Source organism: Nonomuraea sp. NPDC050227, assembly GCF_044459705.1.
Classification (GTDB): domain Bacteria; phylum Actinomycetota; class Actinomycetes; order Streptosporangiales; family Streptosporangiaceae; genus Nonomuraea.
In genome coordinates this window covers 762,270-783,181 of the sequence record NZ_JBITJF010000002.1, presented here as the reverse complement: position 1 = coordinate 783,181, position 20,912 = coordinate 762,270, and the positions used below count along the sequence as shown (strand labels likewise).

Genomic DNA, 20,912 nt, shown 5'->3' with positions numbered 1-20,912 from the left:
CGTCTAGTGTGCGTCGTCGGGGGACGCGGCGCGCATCAGCAGGTGGCCGCGGCGGAAGCGTTCGTCCTCCAGCGGCTCGCGCAGCATCCGGCCCACCTCGACGAACCCCTCCTTGCGGGCCAGGTCGGCCAGTTCGTCGATCGGCCACCGGTAGGCAGGCGTGACCTTGTGGTCGAACTCCGTGACCGGCCCGCCCTCGGACTCGAAGAAGCCGACCAGGAAGTGGCCGCCGGGGGCCAGCACCCGGCGGAACTCGGCGAGGTACGGCGGCAGCTCCGCCGGCGGCACGTGGATCATGGAATACCAGGAGATCAGGCCGCCCAGCTCGCCGTCGGCCACGTCGAGGGCGTCCATCGAGCCGAGTTCGAAACGCAGGCCGGGGTAGTCCCTGCGGGCGATGTCGAGCAGCGCGGGGGACAGGTCGACGCCGAACGCGTCCAGGCCGAGGTCACGCAGGTGGGCCGTCATGTACCCGGGGCCGCACCCGGCCTCGACCACGGGCCGGGGCCCGGCGGCCCGGACGAGTTCGGCGAACGCCGCGACCAGCGCGCGGTCCAGCGGCAGGCGGTCGAGCGAGTCGCGGGCGAGGTCGGCGTACAGGTCGGCGACGGCGTCGTAGGCGCGCGCCGTCGCCGTGAGGTAGGAGGAGTCGGCCATGGCGGACGACTGTAGCCCATCGGCTCGGGTGCCGCAGAGCCGTCGACGCCCCGACGGGCCGCCCGTGCTCGCGTATGCTGTGAACAAAAATCCAAGCTGTTCATACGGATACAGTCGGCCGGCGCGGCCACGGAAGGGATCCCCCATGCTGAACGACCTGCCGTACCTGTCGGCCGGCGAAGGGCCGCCCCTGATCGTCCTGATCTACACCCCGCAGGCGGCCAAGCCCACGGGCATGACGCGCTGGTCCACGATGCGGCTGGTCCGGCCGTTCACCCGGGACTTCACCGTGTACGTCGTCAACCGCCCGCCCGGGCTGCCGTCCACCACGACGATGGCCGACCTCGCCGCGATCTTCGCCCGGGCGATCAGGGCCACGTTCGACGGACCGGTCAACGTCCTGGCCCTGTCCACCGGCGGATCCATCGCCCTGCAACTGGCCGCCGACCATCCCGGCCTGGTCGACCGGCTCGTCCTGGCGGGCACGGCCTGCACCCTCGGTCCGGCCGGCCGGCGGGCCCAGCGCGGCTACATCGAACGGGCCCGCCGGGGCAGGCGGCCGAGCCCCGCGCTGGCCGAGATCGTCACCGCGTCGGCCCTCGGCCGCGTCCTGCTCAGGGGCCTGCTGTGGCTGTCGGACGGCGGGCGCGCCGACCACGCCGACGCCGTCACCGTGCTCAACGCCGAGGACGGCTTCGACCTGCGCGGCCGGCTGTCCGAGATCAAGGCGGCCACCCTGCTGATCCAGGGCGGCGACGACCTGGTCTACCCCCTGGACCTGGCCCGGCAGACGGTCGAGGGCATCCCCGACGCCCAGCTCGTCGTCTACCCCGGCCGCAGCCACAGCGGCACCTTCACCGACAGGAGATTCGCCCCCGACGCCCTTGCCTTCCTGACCGACGGCTGAGGAGCCGCCCCTCAGGGGCCGACCGGCCGCGGGGCGTCCCGCACCCGCGCCCGCAGCAGGGCGACGACGCCGAGCACCACGTGCAGGACCCCGGCCACCGCCGCGGCCACGTGCAGCCCGGCGACGAACGCCGCCTCGGCCTGCGCGGCCGCCGCCGGCACGAGGGCGGGCAGCTGGAGGGTCTCGTCCAGGGTGGGGGCCAGGTCCGGCCCACGGAGCCGGAAGACCAGGGCGGCGAGCGAGCCGAGCAGCGCGATCCCGAGGGCGTTGCCGATCTCGTTGCTCGTCTCGGCCAGCGCCCCCGCCGCTCCGGCCCGCTCCGGCGGTACGGCCCCGACCGCGGTGTCGGCGACGACGCTGAACGAGATGCCGTACCCGACGCCCGCGACGACCGTGGACGCGACGTACCAGCCGGCACCGCCCATGACGGCCGTCGGGAGCAGGAGCAGCAGCCCCGCCGCGACGGAGAAGTGGCAGACGGCGAGCGCGGCCCGCCGGCCGACGCGGTCGACCACGAACGGCGTGACGACGCAGGTGACGGTGAGCACGACCGCGCCGGGCAGCGCGAGCAGCGCCGCGTCCAGCACGGGCAGGCCGAGGACGGACTGGAGGTAGACGCCCGACAGGTACGCCGTCGCCGACCACGCCGCCAGCGGCAGCAGCCCGGTGACGATCGCCACGGTGAACACCCGGTCGCGGAACAGCGAGAAGTCGATCAGCGGCTGCGCCAGGCCGCGCTGCCTGCGGACGAACCACGCCAGCAGCCCCGCCCCGGCCGCCCCCGCGACGACCGGGACGGCCGACAGCCCTTCGGCGGCGGCGTGCTTGAGCGCGTAGATCGCGAGCAGCAGCCCGGCCGCGGACGTCACGACGCTGGGCACGTCCACACGCCCGGCGCGGGTCGCCCGCACCTCGCGCAGCAGGATCGGCGCGAAGACCAGGAACAGGGCGAGGACGGGCAGGTTGACCAGGAAGACCGATCCCCACCAGAACCGTTCCAGCAGCACGCCGCCCACGATCGGCCCCGCGGCGAACCCGGCCGCGAACGCCGCGGCGAACACGCCGATGGCCTGCGCCCGGCGCCGCGGGTCGGCGAACAGCTCGCTCAGCACGGCCAGCGCCGACGGCAGCAGGGTCGCGCCCGCCACGCCCATCAGCGCGCGGGCCGCGATCAGCAGCTCGGCGCTGGGCGCGAACGCCGCCGCCGTGGAGCCGGCGCCGAAGACCGCGGCGCCGGTCATGAGCAGCCGCAGCCGCCCGTACCGGTCGCCGAGGTTGCCGAACGCGATCAGCAGGGAGCCGACGGCGAAGCCGTAGACGTCGAGGATCCACAGGGCCTGGCCCGCGGTGGGCGTGAGGGCCTGGCTGATCCGGGGCATCGCCAGGAACAGGATCGAGCCGTCCATGGAGACCAGCAGGACGGGCCCGAGGATCACCAGGAGACCGAGCCAGGCCCGCAGGCCCGGGGAAGTGCGCGTGTGCTGTCGATACATGGCGCCGACACTCGGGCAGGACGCGCCCGGCAACCATCCCCCTGGCGTGGGTGCACCCAGCAGGTGTACCCACGCGGCCCGCCGGTCGGCCTAGGCTCGGTGGCGTGGAGAGTCTCGGAGCGTTTCTGAAGAGCCGTCGTGACCGGGTCACGCCCGCCGCGATCGGGCTGCGCACGTTCGGGACGGCCCGCCGGGTCCCGGGGCTGCGGCGCGAGGAGCTGGCGCAGCTCGCGGGGGTGAGCGCCGGGTACTACACGCGTCTGGAGCAGGGGCAGGCGGAGACCGCCTCGGAGCAGGTGCTCGACGCTCTGGCGCGGGTGCTGCGGCTCGACCGGATCGAGACCGTCCACCTGCACAATCTCGCCCGGCAACCGGCCCGGTCCCGGTTGTCCCGGCCGCCCGTGGAGGAGCCTCATCCGCGGGTGCTCGCGCTGCTGGAGTCGCTGAAGGACACGACGCCGGCGGTCGTGCTCGGCCGGCGTGGGGACGTGCTCGCGTGGAACCGTACGGGTCATGCGCTGATGGGGGAGCATCTGCCGTTCGAGGCGCCGTGGGATCCGGCGGACCGCCCGTCCGTCCCGAGGATGTTCTTCCTGGATCCGCTCTTCCGCGACCTGCACCGCAACTGGGACGAACTAGCCCGCATCCATGTCGCCTACCTCCGGCTCACCGCCGGCCGCTTCCCCTCGGACGCCCGCCTGGCGGAGCTGATCGGGGAGCTGACGATGCACAGCGCGGAGTTCGCGGCGTTGTGGGCGGTGGGCGAGGTCGCCGACTGCACGGTGGGCACGATGCGCCTGCGGCATCCCACGGTCGGCGCGGTCGACGTCGACTACCAGGTCTGGCTGCAACCCGACAGCCCCGACCACCGGGTCGAGATCTACACCCCGGCCGACCCGTCCTCCGCCGACGCCCTGCGCATCCTGACCCAGCAGAGCGGCCGGACATCCTGAGACGTCCGGCCCTCGGGGGCCCGCCGGTCGCAGAGCTGTGGGGCCTTGGCAGCTGCTGCGGCGCGCGTCGCGCCCGGCGGGTACCCGGGTTACGTCAGACGGTGCCGTTGAAGCGGCTGTAGTACGCGCCCACCTCGTTGCGGTGGACGTCGTCGTTGTACACGGCGTCCTCGTCGAACTTCGGCGAGTCCTTGATCTCCTGCTTGGTCCGCGCGAGGTGGACCTTGCGCTCCTGCGGGTCGATCCGCGTGACGGTGCCGGCCGGCAGCACGACCTTCTTGCCGAAGATCCACGGACCGGTGTCGACCACCAGGTAGCTGTCGCCGACGGTGTGGCTCGCCTCGTCCACCGAGCCGATCGAACCGTCGGTGGCCTCGACGTCGAAGCCGACCACGTCGAGAGTCTTGTCGCCGTAGACGTCGGAACCGTAGCTCCACATGTCCTGAGACAAGGGGTTTCCTCCTGATGATCTAGAGAACGTTGCCCACCCACTCTTCCCGGGTCAGCCGCGCCAAACATCGGGGCGCGGTCACTTTGCCGCGCGGGCGGCGTACGCGGCGAGGCCGTCGGCCATGCCCTGCACGAAACGGGTCAGGTACCACCGCCAGAAGCCACCCGAGAGCGGCATCCTCGGCTCGAAGGCGGCGGACCAGGTGATGTCGGTGCCGCCGCCGGCGGCCGGCGCGAGCTCGACCGTCCCGCGGTAGGAGCGGAACGGACCGCCCAGGTTGTCGTAGACGAACCGCCGGTCGGGGACGAGCTCGACGACGCGCTCGCGCGAGACGTTGCGCCCGGTGCGGAAGACCCTGGTGTCGCCCACCTGCTGCCGGGCCGCCGGATCGCCGCCCTCGACGTCGGCGGAGTCGATCGGCGACCACGACGGCCAGGTGGCGGCGTGCGTGAGCGCCGCGAAGACGGCCTCGGGGACGGCCTGCGAGCGGGCGGTCACGGCGAAGGAGTACGGCATGAGCCCCAACGTAGGCACCGGCCCCGTCCGGAGGCCATGCGCACGATTGCCGTCGATCGGTCAGTTCTTGCGGTACGCCGACGGCCGCACGCCGGTCTGCCGCAGGAAGGCCGACGACAACGAGCCCGCACCGGCGAACCCGCACCGCCCGGCGATCTGCTCGACGCTGAGCGAGGTGGACGACAGCAGCCGCCGCGCCTCCTCGACGCGCAACCGGGTGAGGTACCGGTGGGGCGTCTGACCGGTGCCCTCCCGGAACACCCGGACGAAGTGGTACACGCTCAGATGCACCTCGGCCGCGACGGCGGCCAGCGTCAGCGGCTCGGCCAGGCGCTCGGTCATGATGGCGACAGCCGCCCGGACGGCCGCGTGCTCCGGGCCGGGCAGGCGCTCGGGCCCGCCCTGGCTCAGCAGGTGCGTCACGAGGAAGGCGGCGGCGGACTCGGCGTACAGGTCGCCGGCCGCCGCGCGGCCCGGCAGCGCGCGCAGGAGCTGCTCGACGACCGGATCACCGGCCGCCAGGGCCGCGGCGGTCGCCTCCAGGTCGGGCTCGCGACCGCCCAGCGCGTCGGCGGCCCGCCGGACGGCCGCCGCGGGGACGTGCACCTGGACGGTGCGCAGCCCGGCCGCCGCCCGGTAGCTGATCGACCTGGCCCGGCCGGGGACCATGAGCTCCAGGTGGCCCGGGACCCAGCGCCGCCGGGCCGGCCTGCCGCCCGCGTGCATCCGCAGGTCGGCGTTCCCCGCCACGCAGAGCACGAGATGCAGGTCGGACACGGCGGGCAGGGCGAAGTGCTCGGCCTCGGGCGCGTGCCGGAAGCCCTGCACCAGCAGCGACCGCCAGCCCGCGTCGTCCCAGCTGTTGTACGTGTGCCGCACGTACGCCGAGGTGTCGAGGCCGGCGTAGGGCGCCAGGTCGAAGTCGGGCGAGTCGAACACGTCCCGAGCCTAACCGGATCACTGCTGCGGGGCCTCGGCGAGCGAGAGGCTGTTGCCGTCCGGGTCGAGGACGTCCACGTGACGCACGCCGTTGCCGTACGTCTCCACGGGCCCGTGCTCGATGCCGTGCCCGGCCAGCCTGGCCAGGATGTCGTCGAGGCCGGACACGCCGAACGTGATCATGGTGCCGCCGACGCGCGCGGCCCGCATGTGCCGGTCGTCGATGACGACCCACGCGTTCTCGCCGACCTGCCACAGGTGCTCCTCGCCGACGACCTCGTCCGCCGGGCGGCCGAAGAACGCCTCGTACCACTGCTGCGCCGCCGCCCGGTCGCGTACGCACACCACGCTGTACAGATCCACTCGGACCACTCCTTCCCGTCGCTGTGAAGACTCCGCCGGTGGGGCGAACTCATCGTCGCGGCGGCGGGCTGACAGCGGGATGTGTGCGGTTTGTGAGCGGGGGGCCGGAGGGTGAGGGCGTTGGTGTCACCCGATGGAGGAGGAACCGGTTCATGTACCCCTGTGATGTCCCGTCCCGGCGGGCTGCCCGGCCGCGGTGGCGGCGCGCGCTCACGGCCGCCGTGCCGGCCGTGGGCCTGGCCGTGGTCGCGGCGCTCCCGGCCGCCGCCACGTCCCGGCCGGCCCTGGACGGGACGCCCGCCCTGCTGCAGCGCCTGGCGCGGGAGGTGGTGGCGGCCGGGGCGCCCGGCGTGCTCGTCCGGGTCGACGACGGCCGCGGCCGGCCCGTCGAGATCGCCGAGCAGGCCGCCTGGACCAGACGCGACCACGTGCTCAAGGCGGGCGACGAGTTCCGCATGGGGTCCAACACCAAGACCATGGTCGCCGTGCTGGTGCTGCAACTCGTGGCCGAGGGCAGACTCGCCCTGACCGACCCGGTGGACAAGTGGCTGCCCGGCCAGGTGCCCGGCGGCGGCGCGATCACGCTGCGCATGCTGCTGAACCACACCAGCGGCCTGTACGACTACACCGACGACCCCGCGATCCGGCCCTCGCTGCTCGGCAAGGACCGGCGGCGGTGGACCCCGGCGAAACTGCTCGCCCTGGGGGTGAAGCACGCTCCGCTGTTCGCGCCCGGCGCCAAGTGGTCCTACAGCAACACCGGCTATGCCGCCGTCGGCGCGGTCCTGGAGCGGGTCACCGGGGCGAGCCTGGCCGGCCTGGTCAGGGACCGGATCGCCCGGCCGCTCGGCCTCGCTCATACCTACTACGCGACCGGGCCCGCCTGGCGCGGCCCGTACGCCCGCGGCTACGAGCCGGACGCCGCCCACCAGCCGCCCGCGGTGCCGGCCGCGTTCCGGCGGCTCGCCGGGCCGCGCCACGACGGACATGTGGACGTCTCCGGCCACGACCCCGGCTGGGGCGGCCCGGCCGGGGCGGTGGTGTCCAGCACCCGCGACTGGGCCCGCTTCCACGCCGCGCTCATGTCCGGCAGGCTGCTGCCCGCCGCCCAGCTCGCCCAGCTGCGCACCACCGTCCCGATGGACCCGCGGCAGCCGGACGGGCCCGGCTACGGGCTGGGCATCCAGACCGCCGCCCATCCGTGCGGCACGTTCTGGGGGCACGACGGCGGCATGCCGGGCTACCTGACCACCGGCCTCACCGACCGGACAGGCGGCCGCACGGCCACCGTGCTCGTCGCGTCGGAGTACTGGGCCGAGTTCGAGGCCGACCCGAAGCTCGCCAAGGCCGTCCAGGCGCTGCAGACGGCGGTGACCTGCACGATGTTCGGCAAGCCGGTGCCGGGCGCCGGCTGAACGGCGCGTTGACCGGGCGGCGCGGTGACCGAGCGCCGTCGGCTGAGCGGTGCTTGACCGGGCGGCGACGGCTGGGCGGCGCTAGCTGGGCGGCGTCGTGACGGCTGCTGTCACCAGGCTCTCGGCCTGTGCTCGTGACATCGCCGCGCCGCCCGCGTGTGCGGCGGCGAACGTGGCGGGGCCCAGGGCGGTCTCGGCCCGGCGGGTGAGCCGCCGCAGGTCGGGGTCGCCGGGGCCGGTCCAACCGCCCAGGACGGTGGCGGCCCCGAGCAGTCGGCCGGCCCGTTCCGGCCGGTCCCGGCCGAGCTCGATCGCGGCGGCCACCACCGCGGTCGCGGCCGCGACCGGCGTGTGCCAGGTCAGCGTCAGGCGCACCGCCGGATGGTCGAGCCGGCGGGCCGCGCGGTCGGGGAACCCCTCCGCGAGGTCCGCCCGAGCCAGTACGCCCAGCAGCAGCGCGGTCAGCGGCGGCGTGGTGGATCGATCGGGAGGGGCACAGGCCAGACCGGCCAGGGCGTGCTCGCGGGCCGCCGCCGCCCGCCCGGCGGCCAGCTCCAGCCGGGCCAGCCCCAGGCGCGCCTGGGTGCTCGACTCGGCCGACCCGCTGCGTCCGGCCCGGTCGAGCAGGCCGGTCAGGTCCCGCCGGCCGCCGTCCACGTCGCCGGACTCCGCCCGGTGCAGCGCGGCGGCCACCTCGTTCTCCATGGTGTGCTCGGGCATGCCGAGCTCGCGGAAGCACCGAGTGGCGCGCTCGGCCAGGGCGGGCGCGGCGGCCGCCGCGCCGGACCGGACCAGCGCCGAGCCGAGGGCGCTCAGCGTCATGCCCTGTCCCCACCGCTCGCCGAGCTGCTCGAACCCGGCCAGCGCGCGGGCCAGCGTGTCCTCGGCCTCGGCGAGGTGGCCGGTGTTCATGGCCAGCACGCCGCTGACCAGCAACGCCAGCGACCGGCTCCACGGATCCGTCCCCTCGGCCGGTACGGCGTGGTCGCCCTTCGCGGCTATGCCGACCGCCAGGCGGGCCATCTCGACTATGGGATGCGTGCCCGGGACGAGCTGGGCCAGGGCCGTCCTGATCCGGTCGAAGGCGGCGTCGGTCTCCTCCGGCCCGGCGGCCTCGACGGTGGCGATCGCGTGGGCGGCCGCGACCAGGGCGCGGGATCGCGGGTCGGCCGGGCCGTCGGCCTGGAGCACCCGGCCGAGCAGGTCGAGCGACTCCGGCGGGAAGTCCCGCAGGAACCAGTACCAGCTCAGCGCGACGCCGAACCGCACGGCCCGTCCGGCGTCCCCGGACTCGACCGTCCAGCGGATCGCGGCCGACAGGTCGTCCCGTTCCGCCGACAGGCGGGCCAGCGGGCGGAGCTGGTCCGCTGTGCGCAGGCGGGGGTCGGCGGCCTCGGCCAGCCGCAGGAAGAACCGGGCGTGCCGGTCGCGCGTGGCGGCGACCTCGGCGCGTTCGGCCAGGCGCTGCAGGCCGTACTCGCGGATGGTCTCCAGCAGGCGGTAGCGCGGCTCGGCCGGGTCGGCGGAGTCCACCAGGTGCAGCAGGGACTTGTCGACCAGCGCCGCCAGCAACTCCGGCACGTCGCCCGGCCCGCCGATGGCCACCGCGGCCTCCGAGCCACCGATGGCGGCCGCGGCGGCTTCGGTGAAGCTGCCGCGCACGACGGACAGCCGTTCCAGCAGGGACCGTTCGCCGGGGTCGAGCAGGTCCCAGCTCCAGGCGACGGCGGCGGCCAGGGTGCGGTGGCGCGGCAGCGCCGTCCGGCTGCCGGCGGTGAGCAGCCGGAACCGGTCGTCCAGCCGGGCCGCGACGGCCTCGACCGGCAGGACGCGCAGCCGGGCGGCGGCCAGCTCGATCGCCAGCGGCAGGCCGTCGAGGCGACGGCAGATCTCGACCGTCGCCGCCAGCGCGCCGCCCTCCAGGACGAAGCCGGGCCGTACGGCGGCGGCGCGGTCGCGGAACAGCCGGACCGCCGCCACGGACCGTGCCGCCTCCGGCGTCGAGCCCGGTTCTGGCAGGTCCAGCGGCGTCACCGGGTGCAGGGTCTCGCCGTCGATGCGCAGGGCTTCGCGGCTGGTGGCCAGCACCCGCAGCCGCGGGCAGCGGCCGAGCAGCGTCCCGCACAGCGTGGCGGCGGCCTCGATCACGTGCTCGCAGTTGTCCAGCACCAGGACCAGGTCGTCGTCCGCGAGGAGCTCGACCAGGTCGTCCGGCTCGGCCCGCGCGGGCGCGCCCTCCTTGCGCGTCCGGAGCAGATCGAGCAGCACGCGGGGGACGTCGTCGGGCCCCACCGCGGCCAGCGGCACGAACCACACCCCGCCGGACGGCGTGAGCCGCCGGCCGACCGCGCCGGCCAGCCGGGTCTTGCCCGCCCCGCCGGGGCCGACCAGGGTGACCAGCCGTGCCCGGCCGAGCAGGCCGGTCACCCGCCGCACGTCCTCGTCGCGGCCCACGAAGCTGGTGAGCGGGACGTCGAGATTGCCATGCGACCGGCTCGACGGCAACGGCCTGGACGGCCCATGCGGCCCGGATGGCACGGGGGGACCGGCCGCCTGGCGGGGGCCGGGAAGGTCGCCGCGCAGGACCGCCAGGTGGGCTTGCTGGAGGTGCGGTCCCGGGTCGCCGCCGAAGTCGTCGGCGAGCCGGGCGCGGATGCGCTGGTAGGCGGCCAGCGCCTCGGCCCCGCGCCCGTCGCGGGCGAGCGCCCGGATGAGCTGGGCGTGCAGGCGCTCGCGCAGCGGGTGGGCGGCGGCCAGCGATTCCAGCTCAGCGACCAGGCCGAGGTCACCGCCCAGCCTCGGGTCAGCGCCCAGCGTCAGGTCGGCCTCGATGCGGTCCTCCAGGGCGGCCAGCCGGGCGCGTTCGAGCCGGTCGGCCTCGGCGGCGGCGAACGGCGCCGTCCGCACGTCGGCCAGGGCCGGTCCGCGCCACAGGCCCAGGGCCTCCCGCAGGACGGCGGCCGCCTCGGCGGGCCGGTCCCGAGCGGCCGCCCGCCCCTGCCTGACCAGCCGCTCGAACCGCACGGCGTCGACGGAGTCCGGCTCGACGGCCAGCCGGTACCCGGCGGGGCCGGAGGTGAGCAGCCCGGGATGCCCGAGTACGCGCCGGAGCCGGGAGACCAGCGACTGCAGCGCGTGCATGGGGGCCTCCGGCGGCGCGTCGTCCCACAACGCCTCGGCCAGGGTCTCGGGCCGGACGGCCCGACCGGCGTCCAGGGCCAGCCTGGCCAGCAGCGCCCGCAGCCGCGCGCCGCCGACCCGCGCCGGGCCACCGGCGGTCACCAGCGACAGAGGGCCGAGGACGCCCACGCGCAGCTGTCCGCCGTCGCCGTCCGGCCTGGTCGAGTCCGCCATGGCCAGGAGTCTGGCACGCGGCGGCGGGTCGTGCGCCCTTGACTAACCGGACCGCAGTCCGATACGTTGCCGGACATATTCGGACCGCAGTCCACTTGGAGATCGAGATGCTCAAGAAAATGATCACGGCCGGTTCGCTGGCGCTCATGGTGCTCGGCGCCCCGAGCGCGTACGCCGACTCGGGCCCCGGCAAGGTCGTCCACCACTCGCACAAGGAGGCCGGATCACCCTGCGAGGGACTGAAGGGCTGCACGTTCGTGCAGCTGAAGGGCGACCCGAAGACCGGCCCCTCGGAGGCCGTGTTCACCCTCAAGGCCGGCACGCCCTTCCCGCCGCACTGGCACACCAGCCCCGAGCACGTCGTCGGCGTCTCCGGCGTGATGTTGTGGAACGTCAAGGGCCACAAGACGTACCGGATCGGCGCGGGCGACTACCTGTACTACCCGTCGAAGGCCGAGCACTGGGGCAAGTGCGCCGCGGGCGCCGACTGCGTCTACTACGTGTACGACTCCAAGCCCTACGACTTCCACCCCGCCGGCCGCTGAGCGGGCGTCGCCCCGCGGGCGCGGAAGGTGCGCCGGTAGGCGTCCGGAGGCACGCCGACCGTGCGGTTGAAGTGCCGGCGCAGCGTGGCCGCGGTGCCCATGCCGGTGGCCTCGGCGATTGCGTCCACGCCGTCGTCGGTGGTCTCCAGGAGCTCCTGGGCGCGGCGGATGCGCTGGGTGAGCAGCCACTGCAACGGGGTGGTGCCGGTCATGGACCTGAAGTGGCGGCCGAGGTGGCGCGAGCTCAGGTTCGCCCGGCGGGCCAGGTCCTCCACCGTCAGGGGCTGGTCCAGGTGCCGGCCCGCCCAGGCGAGCAGGTCGCTGAGGGGATGCCCGTGCGGCTCGGGGACGGGGGTGGCGACGAACTGGGCCTGGCCGCCGGGCCGGTGCGGCGCCACGACCAGGCGGCGCGCGATCGCGTTGGCGACCGCCGAGCCGTGGTCGCGGCGGACCAGATGCAGGCACAGGTCCAGGGCGGCGGCCTTGCCCGCGGCCGTGAGCACGCTGCCCTCGTCCACGTAGAGCACGTCGGGATCGACCTGGATCCGGGGATGGCGGGCGGCCAGCGTCTCGGTGTGGGCCCAGTGGGTGGTGGCCCGCCGTCCGTCCAGCAGGCCGGCCGCGGCCAGGACGAACGCGCCCGTGCACAGCGAGGCGACCCGCGCGCCCGCCTCGTGCGCCGCGCGCACGGCCGCGACGAGGTCGGCCGGCGGCTCCTCGTCCATCTCTGCCCAGCCGGGGACGATCACCGTGTCGGCCCCGACGAGCCGGTCCAGCCCGGCGTCGGGTTCGAGCAGGAACCGCCCGTCGGCCCGTACGGGACCGGCTCCGCAGATGACCGGCTCGTACCAGCGTTCGACGGGGACGGGCGGGGGTGAGCTGAACAGCTCGTAGGCCAGGGCCAGCTCGAAGTGCAGGATCCCGTCGGCGACGGCTACCGCGACTGTGGTCACGTCCGGAATTGTACGCATCATGTCGTTCCGGACGCTCGTGCGGTGACGCGGTGGACCGCCAGGATGTCCGCATGGCTGATGCGCACATGACACAGATGAGGACGACCGGCTCCGCGGTGGCGGTCTACGGCGCGTACGGGCACACGGGCCGTTTCGTGGTGGCGGAGTTGCTGCGGCGCGGGCTGGCGCCCGTCCTGGCGGGCCGCGACGGCGACGCGCTCAAGGCGCTGGCCGAGAGGTACCCCGGGCCGGCGGTCAGGCAGGCGTCGGTGGACGATCCGGCGGCGCTGGACCGCGTCCTGGACGGCGTGGCCGCGGTGATCAACTGTGCCGGGCCCTTCGCCGCCACGGCCGCCCCCGTGATCGAGGCGGCCCTGCGCGCCGGCGTCCCGTACGTGGACGTCGCGGCCGAGATCGAGGCCAACGTGGACACCTTCGAGCTGTTCGCGGAGCGCGCCCGGGAGGCGGGGGCGGTGATCGTGCCCGCGATGGCCTTCTTCGGCGGGCTCGGCGACCTGCTGGTCACGGCGGCGATGGACGACTGGACCGGCGCCGACGAGGCGCACGTGGCCTACGGGCTGGACAGCTGGCACCCCACGACCGGCACCCGGGCCGCGGGCAAGGTCTCCAGGGAGCGGCGCGCCGGCCGGCGCGTCCGCCACGCCGGCGGCCGGCTGGAGTACCGCGACGACCGGGCGCCGGCCGGGAAGTGGTCCTTCCCCGAGCCGACCGGGACGCGCGACGTCATCGCGGAGTTCTCGATGGCCGACATCGTGACCGTCCCGAGCCACCTGAACATCCCCGAGGTGCGCAACTACATGACGGTCGAGGCGGCCACGGACGTGGTGAACCCCGACACCCCGGCCCCGGTCGCGGCCGACGAGCACGGGCGGTCGGCGCAGCCGTTCGTCGTGGACGTGGTCGTGCGTTCGGGCGCCGGGGAACGCCGGGCGGTGGCCCGCGGCCGGGACATCTACGCCGTCAGCGCGCCGCTCGCGGTGGAGGCCGTCGAGCGCGTCCTCACCGGCCGGACGAGGGCCGCCGGGGTGGCCTCGGCGGGGCGCGTCTTCGACGCGCCGGACTTCCTGCGGGCGCTGTCGCCCCACATCGAGGTCGAGCTCGACACCGCGGCGCAGCGCTGACCCTCGCGCGCCTGGACCACGTGCGGGTCGCGGCGATCCTCCCGCCAGGCCCTGGTGGACACCGCGCGCCGGCGGCGGGGGCCGATCCACGCCGCCGCGGGCGGGTTCAGCCCGGCAGCACCGACAGTTCGCAGGCGTAGGAGTCGGCCGGCGCGTTGAGCGCCCACACGACCATCGCGGCCAGCGATTCCGGCCGGATGCACGCCTGCGGGTCGTACGGGCGGCCGAAGGCGGCCCTGACCTCGCCCAGCAGGTCGGTCGCCGTGGCCGCGGGGTAGACCGTGGTGACCCGGACCCCGTGGACGGCCTCCTCCTCGCGCAGCGAGTCGGCCAGTTCGCGCAGCGCCGCCTTGCTGGCCACGAACGCCGACCAGCGCGGGACGCCGGTCAGCCCGGGGGAGGCGTTCACGAAGATCACATGGCCCTTGGACCGCCGCAACGCGGGCAGCGCGAGCCGGACGAGCTCGGCGGCGGAGGCCACGTTCACCGCCATCGTCCGCCGCCAAGTGTCGGGGCCGGCTTCGGCGACGGCCTCTACGGGGGAGATGCCGGCGCAGTGCACCACCGCGCGTATCTCCGTGAGCTCCGCCGTCAGCGCCTCCATGGCGGGGGCCAGCGACGCGGGGTCGGCCAGGTCGGCCTCGATCCCGCGGACGTCCAGCCGCCCGACGTCACGTCCGACGGCGATCACCCGATGCCCGGCCGCGCCGAGCGCGGCGGCCAGCGGCCGTCCGATTCCTCCGGTGGCGCCGGTCAGCAGCACGTTCCCCATGGCGGCCGATCATTCCGGCAGGACGAGCAGGACGCAACGGCCTTTCCGCCCGTCCGCTCACATCCATCGGGAACGGTTCGATTTCACCTCTGGTGCACCAAGCGTATTCAGCGTACGTTACTCAGCACTCAGTATTCAGAGTGTGACATGTTACAGATCCAGAGGTCACCGTGAAGATCCACACAATCGCCGCCGGGCTGCTGGCCACCGGACTTCTCGCCGCCGGATGCGCCACCGGCGGAACCGGCACGGCCAAGGGGCCCGCTCCCTCGATCGCCGCGTCCACCCCCGCGGAGTTGTCCGGTGAGGTCAAGGTGTGGTCGTTCGACGTGGGTGCGACCGCCCTGAAGCGTCTGGCGCCCGAGTTCACCAAGCTGCACCCCAAGGTGAAGATCGACGTGACGGACGTCGGCTACGACAACATCTACGAGAAGGTCACGGTCGGCATGCAGTCGGGCACCGGCCTGCCCGACGTCGTGCACCTTGAGGACGAGCGAGTCCCCGGCTACGCCAAGAACTTCCCCAACGGGCTGGCCGACCTCGGGCCGGTCGCCGGCAAGCTGAAGGCCGACTTCGACCCGGCCAAGTGGCAGACGGCCTCCGGCGAGGGCGGCAAGCTGTTCGCGCTGCCGTGGGACTCCGCGCCCGTCGGCCTGTTCTACCGGCGCGACTACTTCGAGCAGGCCGGCATCAAGGCCGAGGACATCCAGACCTGGGACGACCTGATCAAGGCCGGCGAGACGCTGAAGGCCAAGACCGGCAAGAAGCTCATGGTCTCCGACCTGGGCAACAGCGAGCCGCTGTTCACCACCCTGTTGCAGCAGCAGAAGCAGGGCAGGTTCGTGGACGGCAAGGTCGCGGTCAACACCCCGGCCGCCGTCAAGGCGCTGACCCTGATCAAGACGATGAACGACAAGGGCCTGCTGCAGAACGAGCAGGGCTGGGACGGCCGGGTCACCGCGACCAAGGAGGGCAAGGCGGCCGTCGCGCCCACCGCCGTCTGGTGGACGGGCACGCTGGTGTCGGAGATGCCGGAGCTCAAGGGCAAGTTCGGCGTGATCCCGCTGCCCGCTTTCGAGCCGGGCGGGGTGCGCACCTCGGCCAACGGCGGGTCCATGCTGGCGGTCACCGGGCAGACGAAGAACCAGCAGGCGGCGTGGGCGTTCGTCGAGTTCGTCACGGCGAACAAGGACAGCCAGCTGTCGATGATGAAGCAGGAGTCGCTCTTCCCGGCCTACCTGCCCGCGCTGGCCGACCCGTACTTCTCCGAGCCGGTCGAGTACTTCGACGGGCAGCCGGTCAACAAGATCTTCGCCGACCAGGTGCGCGCCATCCCGGCCGTGGAGTCCACCGACGACGACGCCGAGGCCAGTGAGCTGCTGAAGAAGCTGCTGCAGCGTGCGGTGGTGGGCGGCAAGGACCCCAAGGCCGTGCTGGACGAGGCGGCCGAGCAGATCGCGTCCGCCACGAAGCGGGAGATCGGATGATCGTTCGGCGCCGCCTGGTCCCCTGGATCTTCGCGGGGCCCGCCGCCGCGCTGCTGGCGCTCTTCTTCGCCTACCCCCTGGGGGCCAGCCTCTGGCAGAGCCTCCAGCGGACCGAGGACGGCGTGACCGAATGGGCCGGCCTGGAGAACTACCAGCGCCTCCTGCACGACGACAGGTTCCTGCAGTCCCTGGTCAACGTCGGGCTGATCCTGGTCGTGCAGGTCCCGATCATGATCGCGCTGGCGCTGGCGCTGGCGTACGTGCTCAACCAGTCGTGGCTGCGGTTCCGCGCCACGCTGCGGATCGCGTACTTCCTGCCCGCCGTGACGACGCTGGTCGCCTACGCGGTGGTCTTCCGGGTGCTGCTGCGCACCGACGGCGGCATGGTCAACCAGCTGCTCGGCGTCGAGATCGCCTGGCTGGACGACCCGGCCTGGGCGCGGGTGGCGCTGATCGCGTCCATCACCTGGCGGTGGACGGGCTACAACATGATCATCCTGCTGGCCGGCCTGCAGGCGATCGGCAAGGAGCAGTACGAGGCCGCCTCGATCGACGGGGCCGGGCCGCTGCGGTCGTTCGTCAGCGTGATCGTGCCGCAGCTCAAGCCGGTGATCCTGTTCTGCTCGATCACCTCCACGATCGGCACGCTCCAGCTGTTCGACGAGAACAAGCTGCTCACCGACGGCGGCCCCGACGACGCGACCACCTCGCCGATCCTGCTGCTCTACCAGGTCGGATTCAAGCAGTTCGACTTCGGTTACGCCGCGGCGATGGCCTGGGTGGTGGTGCTGCTCATCGGGGTGCTCTCCTACGCCCAGTTCAAGTGGTTCGGGAAGGAGAAGTCATGAAACGCCTGCTGCTCTGGCTGCTCATGGCGGCCGGCGCGGTGGTCAGCATCGCGCCGTTCTACTGGATGTTCGTCGCCTCCACGCACGACACGTCGGAGCTGTTCCGCAGCCCGCCCCCGTTCCTGCCCGGGGACGACCTGCTGGACAACCTGCGGTCGCTGGAGGAGACGATCGGCTTCTCCCGCGTGGTGCTCAACAGCCTCGGCACGGCTCTCGTCTACACCGCGCTGTCCGTGCTGGTCAGCGCCATGGGCGGGTACGGCCTGGCCAAGTACCGCTTCCGCGGGCGCGGCCTGCTGCTCGCGGTGATCCTGGCGACGATGATGATCCCGTTCCAGGTGCTGCTGGTGCCGCTGTTCCAGATGATGGCCAGCATCGGCTGGGTCGACTCCTACGAGTCGATCGTCATCCCGTTCCTGGCCAACTCGTTCGGCATCTTCCTCATGCGCCAGGCCTTCCTCGACTTCCCCGACCAGCTCATCGAGAGCGGACGCCTGGACGGCGCCGGAGACCTGCGGATCTTCTACCGGATCGTGCTGCCCGTGGTCCGGCCGCAGCTCGGCGCGCTGGTCATCTTCACGTTCATGAGCCAGTGGAACTCCTTCATCTGGCCCCTGCTCATGCTCACCAGCGAGGAGAAGTACGTGCTGCCGGTCGCGCTCAGCCACCTCACCGGGCTGACCCGCGTCGACTACTCGGGCCTGATGCTGGGCGCGCTGCTGGCCACGCTGCCGCTGATGCTCATCTTCTTCGTCTTCCAGAAGCAGTTCGTCTCCGGGCTGCTCGGCGGAGCGGTGAAGGGGTGAGGCCGCGGCCCCGCCGCTGACGTCGGCCTGCCGGAGTGCCCGCGCTCCGGCAGGCCCCGCCGCCGGGAACGACCCGTTATGACGTAACTCACCCTCCTCGACGTCACATCTCGGTCGCCGATCCCGTCTTGAAGGCGAAGGCGAAACGAGGAGGGTCCGATGCGCTCATCGGTGCGGAAACGTCAGTCGTCGGGGCTCGGTCATTGGTCGTTCATGTTCGCCGAGGTGGCCATCTGGTCCTTCGCCGTCCTGGTGGTGACCGGGCTGTTCCTCATGGTGTTCTTCGACCCGGACATGTCCCCGGTGCTCTACCACGGCGTGTACACGCCGCTGAGCGGCGTCCCGGTCAGCAGGGCGTTCGACTCGACCATGCGGCTGAGCCTGGAGGTGCGCGGCGGGCTCTTCGTCCGGCAGGTGCACCACTGGTCGGCGCTGGTGTTCGTGGCGGCGGTCGCGATGCAGTTGCTGCGCATGTTCGTGACCGGCGCGTTCCGGCGGCCGCGCGTGCCGCAGTGGCTGATCTGGGTGACGCTGCTGCCGCTCGGGATGGCCGCGGGGGAGACCGGCAACATCCTGCCCGACGACATGCTCTCCGGCGGCAGCCTGTGGCTGATCCAGTCGGTGCTGCTGTCGATCCCCGTCGTGGGGTCGTACGGCGCGCAGCTGCTCTTCGGCGCCGGGTTCCCCGGCGACAGCATCATCCCCACCATGTACTGGACGCACGTGCTGGTGATCCCGGCGGCCATGGTCGCGCTGCTGGCCGCCCGTGAATGGCTGGTGCGGCGGCACGGGCACTCGCGGTTCGCCGCGCCGGTCCCGGCTCGGGCGGGCGTGCGGCCGTTGATGGCGGGCACGACGATCGGCGTCCTGGTCATCCTCGGCCTGGCCTTCCAGATCGCCCCCATCTGGTTGTACGGCCCGGCCGGGCCCGGCCAGATCTCGGCCGGCTCGGTGCCCGACTGGTACATGGGCTTCCTCGACGGCGCTCTGCGGATCATGCCGGGCTGGGAGCTGACGATCGGGGGGTACACGCTCAGCCTCGCCGTCCTGGTGCCCACGCTGGTGGTCCCCGGGGTGTTCTTCACCGTCCTGGCCGGCTACCCGCTGGGCGAGCGCCTCGTCCTGCGGCGTCCCGGCCGGCGCGACGCGCTCGGCCGGCCCAAGAGCAGGAGCCGCCTGGCCGCCGAGGCGACCGGGCCGGCCGTGCTGGACCGGCCGCGCGAGGCGCCCGTGCGAACCGCCGTCGCCGCCGCCGGGGTCGCCTTCTACGGGCTGCTGTGGGCAGCCGCGGCCAACGACCAGCTCGCCCACCAGTTCCACCTCTCGGTGGAGGCCGTGACGATCTTCTTCAGGTACGCCGTCCTGCTCGGCCCGGTCGTCGCCTTCTGGCTGACCCACCGGCTCTGCCTCGGCCTGCGCCTCCAGGACCGGCACGACGCGGAGCACGGGCCGGAGAGCGGCGTGATCGTCCGGAGCGCGCAGGGCGGCTTCCACGAACGCCCGATGCACCTGGAGCCCGAGCGGCAGCACGCGGTCACCGCGCCGCGCGACTGACCGGGCGGGCCGGGCCGCTTGACCTTGACACTGTGACAAGGTCTTCACTGGTCGCCGAGGAGGTGGTCCCGATGACCAGGCAGGAACAGGACCCGGACCCGAGCGGCGCCGTCGGAGGGCTGGCGGCCGGCGACCCGTCCGTACGGCTGCGGGCGGCCCTGGCGGTGGGCACGACGCCGGACCCGCGCCTCGTCGGCGCGCTCGTCGAGCGCTGCGCGGTCGAGCCGGAGTTCCACGTGCGCGACATGCTCACCTGGGCGCTCACCCGCCACCCGGCGGAGCTGACGGTCCCGAGGCTGCTCGGCGAGCTGCGTTCGGAACGCGCGCAGGCCCGCAGCCAGGCGCTGCACACGCTGTCCAAGATCGGCGACCGGCGGGCGTGGCCGGCGATCACTCGCGAGCTGCTGACCGACGCCGACGACGAGGTGGCGCGGAGCGCCTGGCGGACCGCGGTGCTGCTGGCACCCGAAGAGGAGAAGCCCGGACTGGCCGAAGTATTGTCGACACAGCTCGGGCGCGGCCGACGGGAGACCCAGCTGAGCCTCAGCCGGGCGCTGGTCGCGCTCGGCGAGGTGATCGAGCCGGTGCTGCGGGCCGCGATGGCCGACCCGGATCCCGGCGTGCGCACGCACGCCGGGGCCACGGAACGGCTGCTGCGCGACCCGGAGGCCGGATTCGAGTTCGCGATCGAGGAGGCGAAGCGCGTCGTGGCCCTCGGCGCCGGCGGCCAGGAGGGATGATGGGCTGTGCTGATCGGCGACGTCGCGCGACGGTCCGGGGTGAGCGCCCGCATGCTGCGCCACTACGACGCGCTCGGGCTGGTGCGCCCGACGGGCCGCAGTCACGCCGGCTATCGCGAGTACTCCGGCGAGGACATCCGGCGGATCTTCCACATCGAGAGCCTGCGGTCGCTGGGCCTGTCGCTGCGTGACGTCGGACGGGCGCTCGACGATCCGGGCTTCACGCCGTCCGGGCTCGTCGAGGACCTCATCCGGCGCACCCGGGAGCGCATCGCGGCCGAGACGGAGCTGCTCACGCGCTTGCGCCGGATCGACGCCGCCGACCCCGCCGGCTGGGACGACGTGCTCCAGGTCGTCTCCCTCCTGCAGGGGCTCGGGTCGAAGAACGCCGGCCGGCGCCAGAGCGCGGCGCTGTCCGCGGTCGCCGAGGTCCCGGTGGAGGCGCTGGTCGAGGCGGCGCTGGGCGAGAGCGACCCGAACGTCGCCGGAGCCCTGCGATGGGCTCTGGCGCAGTCGGGCGAGGGCGCCGCCGCGCTGCTGGCTCAGGGTCTGCACGCACCGGCGGCCGAGGTGCGCAAGCGCGCGGTCCAGTCGATCGCCGAGCTCCCGGACGCCACGGCGACCGCCCTGCTCCGGGACGCCCTGACCAGCCCCGACGTCGTGGTCCGCCGCTACGCGGCCCTGGCGCTCGGGGCACGCGGCGTGGACGACGCCGTCCCCACGCTCATCGACATGGTCGTCGAGGGGACGAACGACGTCGACGCGGCCGACGCCCTGAGCACGCTGGCGGGCCGCCCCGGCGCGGCGGACCCGATCGCCGCCGGGCTCGTGGACCGCCTCGCCCGGCGTGGCGCCGAGCCGTCCGCGCGCCGGCGGCTGACGCAGGCGCTCGCCGACATCCCGGGAGCCGCCGCGGCACGCGCCCTCGCCGACCTGGCGCAGGACGACGACCGCGCCGTCGCGCTCACCGCGACCTACATCCTGGGGCTGCGCGACACGCGATGAGCGCTCGGCCCC

The 20,912-nt window shown here is 73.7% G+C and carries 20 protein-coding genes; 11 read left to right on the top strand and 9 right to left on the bottom strand.

The genetic code is table 11. The features are described 5' to 3' along the window. Positions 1-3: 3 nt before the first annotated feature. Complete coding sequence (locus ACIBK9_RS10905; RefSeq protein ID WP_397157033.1) at positions 4-657, bottom strand: class I SAM-dependent DNA methyltransferase; 654 nt, start codon at positions 655-657, stop codon at positions 4-6. Positions 658-802: 145 nt separating this feature from the next. Here ACIBK9_RS10905 and ACIBK9_RS10900 point away from each other — a divergent pair, with 145 nt between their 5' ends. Continuing rightward, positions 803-1,564, top strand: a complete 762-nt coding sequence (locus ACIBK9_RS10900; RefSeq protein WP_397157031.1) for an alpha/beta fold hydrolase — start codon at positions 803-805, stop codon at positions 1,562-1,564. An 11-nt stretch (positions 1,565-1,575) separates the two neighbouring features. Here ACIBK9_RS10900 and ACIBK9_RS10895 read toward each other — a convergent pair whose 3' ends face one another. Beyond that, positions 1,576-3,057, bottom strand: coding sequence for an MFS transporter (locus ACIBK9_RS10895; protein ID WP_397157029.1), 1,482 nt, complete (start codon positions 3,055-3,057; stop codon positions 1,576-1,578). 104 nt (positions 3,058-3,161) lie between these two features. Here ACIBK9_RS10895 and ACIBK9_RS10890 point away from each other — a divergent pair, with 104 nt between their 5' ends. Further along, a complete protein-coding gene (locus ACIBK9_RS10890) occupies positions 3,162-4,010 on the top strand; it encodes a helix-turn-helix transcriptional regulator (RefSeq protein WP_397157027.1) in 849 nt (282 codons plus the stop codon). Positions 4,011-4,104: 94 nt separating this feature from the next. Here ACIBK9_RS10890 and ACIBK9_RS10885 read toward each other — a convergent pair whose 3' ends face one another. The 4 genes from ACIBK9_RS10885 to ACIBK9_RS10870 form a co-directional block, all read right to left on the bottom strand. After that, positions 4,105-4,461 carry a PRC-barrel domain containing protein gene (locus ACIBK9_RS10885; RefSeq protein ID WP_352356660.1) on the bottom strand — a complete coding sequence of 119 codons (357 nt, stop codon included), beginning with the start codon at positions 4,459-4,461 and terminating at the stop codon, positions 4,105-4,107. Positions 4,462-4,539: 78 nt separating this feature from the next. Then, positions 4,540-4,977, bottom strand: coding sequence for an SRPBCC family protein (locus tag ACIBK9_RS10880; RefSeq protein ID WP_397157025.1), 438 nt, complete (start codon positions 4,975-4,977; stop codon positions 4,540-4,542). Between the two features lie 60 nt (positions 4,978-5,037). Next, on the bottom strand, positions 5,038-5,916 hold the full coding sequence (locus ACIBK9_RS10875; RefSeq protein ID WP_397157023.1) for a helix-turn-helix domain-containing protein: 879 nt from the start codon (positions 5,914-5,916) through the stop codon (positions 5,038-5,040). Positions 5,917-5,934: 18 nt separating this feature from the next. Next, positions 5,935-6,279 carry a VOC family protein gene (locus ACIBK9_RS10870; RefSeq protein ID WP_397157021.1) on the bottom strand — a complete coding sequence of 115 codons (345 nt, stop codon included), beginning with the start codon at positions 6,277-6,279 and terminating at the stop codon, positions 5,935-5,937. 152 nt (positions 6,280-6,431) lie between these two features. Here ACIBK9_RS10870 and ACIBK9_RS10865 point away from each other — a divergent pair, with 152 nt between their 5' ends. Beyond that, a complete protein-coding gene (locus ACIBK9_RS10865) occupies positions 6,432-7,694 on the top strand; it encodes a serine hydrolase domain-containing protein (protein WP_397157020.1) in 1,263 nt (420 codons plus the stop codon). An 81-nt stretch (positions 7,695-7,775) separates the two neighbouring features. Here the strand turns inward: ACIBK9_RS10865 and ACIBK9_RS10860 are convergent, their stop codons facing one another. Then, on the bottom strand, positions 7,776-11,048 hold the full coding sequence (locus ACIBK9_RS10860; protein WP_397157019.1) for a BTAD domain-containing putative transcriptional regulator: 3,273 nt from the start codon (positions 11,046-11,048) through the stop codon (positions 7,776-7,778). Positions 11,049-11,155: 107 nt separating this feature from the next. Between ACIBK9_RS10860 and ACIBK9_RS10855 the strand changes: the two genes are divergently transcribed. After that, complete coding sequence (locus ACIBK9_RS10855) at positions 11,156-11,593, top strand: cupin domain-containing protein (protein ID WP_397157018.1); 438 nt, start codon at positions 11,156-11,158, stop codon at positions 11,591-11,593. Here the strand turns inward: ACIBK9_RS10855 and ACIBK9_RS10850 are convergent. Beyond that, complete coding sequence (locus tag ACIBK9_RS10850) at positions 11,566-12,546, bottom strand: helix-turn-helix domain-containing protein (RefSeq protein WP_397157016.1); 981 nt, start codon at positions 12,544-12,546, stop codon at positions 11,566-11,568. The genes ACIBK9_RS10855 and ACIBK9_RS10850 overlap by 28 nt on opposite strands. A gap of 86 nt (positions 12,547-12,632) precedes the next feature. On the opposite strand from ACIBK9_RS10850, the gene ACIBK9_RS10845 reads away from it, so the two are divergent. After that, positions 12,633-13,688 carry a saccharopine dehydrogenase family protein gene (locus tag ACIBK9_RS10845; RefSeq protein ID WP_397157014.1) on the top strand — a complete coding sequence of 352 codons (1,056 nt, stop codon included), beginning with the start codon at positions 12,633-12,635 and terminating at the stop codon, positions 13,686-13,688. A gap of 106 nt (positions 13,689-13,794) precedes the next feature. Here the strand turns inward: ACIBK9_RS10845 and ACIBK9_RS10840 are convergent, their stop codons facing one another. Beyond that, positions 13,795-14,460 carry an SDR family NAD(P)-dependent oxidoreductase gene (locus tag ACIBK9_RS10840; RefSeq protein ID WP_358286999.1) on the bottom strand — a complete coding sequence of 222 codons (666 nt, stop codon included), beginning with the start codon at positions 14,458-14,460 and terminating at the stop codon, positions 13,795-13,797. Between the two features lie 170 nt (positions 14,461-14,630). On the opposite strand from ACIBK9_RS10840, the gene ACIBK9_RS10835 reads away from it, so the two are divergent. From ACIBK9_RS10835 to ACIBK9_RS10810, 6 genes are all read left to right on the top strand, one after another. After that, positions 14,631-15,947 (top strand): sugar ABC transporter substrate-binding protein, encoded by a 1,317-nt coding sequence (locus ACIBK9_RS10835; protein ID WP_358286997.1) that lies wholly within the window; start codon positions 14,631-14,633, stop codon positions 15,945-15,947. After that, on the top strand, positions 15,944-16,795 hold the full coding sequence (locus ACIBK9_RS10830; protein WP_397157011.1) for a carbohydrate ABC transporter permease: 852 nt from the start codon (positions 15,944-15,946) through the stop codon (positions 16,793-16,795). The genes ACIBK9_RS10835 and ACIBK9_RS10830 overlap by 4 nt, the downstream gene beginning before the upstream one ends. Further along, a complete protein-coding gene (locus tag ACIBK9_RS10825; RefSeq protein ID WP_358286995.1) occupies positions 16,792-17,601 on the top strand; it encodes a carbohydrate ABC transporter permease in 810 nt (269 codons plus the stop codon). Before ACIBK9_RS10830 ends, ACIBK9_RS10825 begins: the two co-directional genes overlap by 4 nt. 159 nt (positions 17,602-17,760) lie before the next feature. After that, entirely contained in the window at positions 17,761-19,155 is a 1,395-nt protein-coding gene (locus ACIBK9_RS10820) for a cytochrome bc complex cytochrome b subunit (protein ID WP_397157009.1), read from the top strand. 71 nt (positions 19,156-19,226) lie between these two features. Then, positions 19,227-19,895, top strand: a complete 669-nt coding sequence (locus tag ACIBK9_RS10815; protein ID WP_397157575.1) for a HEAT repeat domain-containing protein — start codon at positions 19,227-19,229, stop codon at positions 19,893-19,895. A gap of 6 nt (positions 19,896-19,901) precedes the next feature. Then, entirely contained in the window at positions 19,902-20,900 is a 999-nt protein-coding gene (locus tag ACIBK9_RS10810; protein WP_397157007.1) for a HEAT repeat domain-containing protein, read from the top strand. Positions 20,901-20,912: the final 12 nt, after the last annotated feature.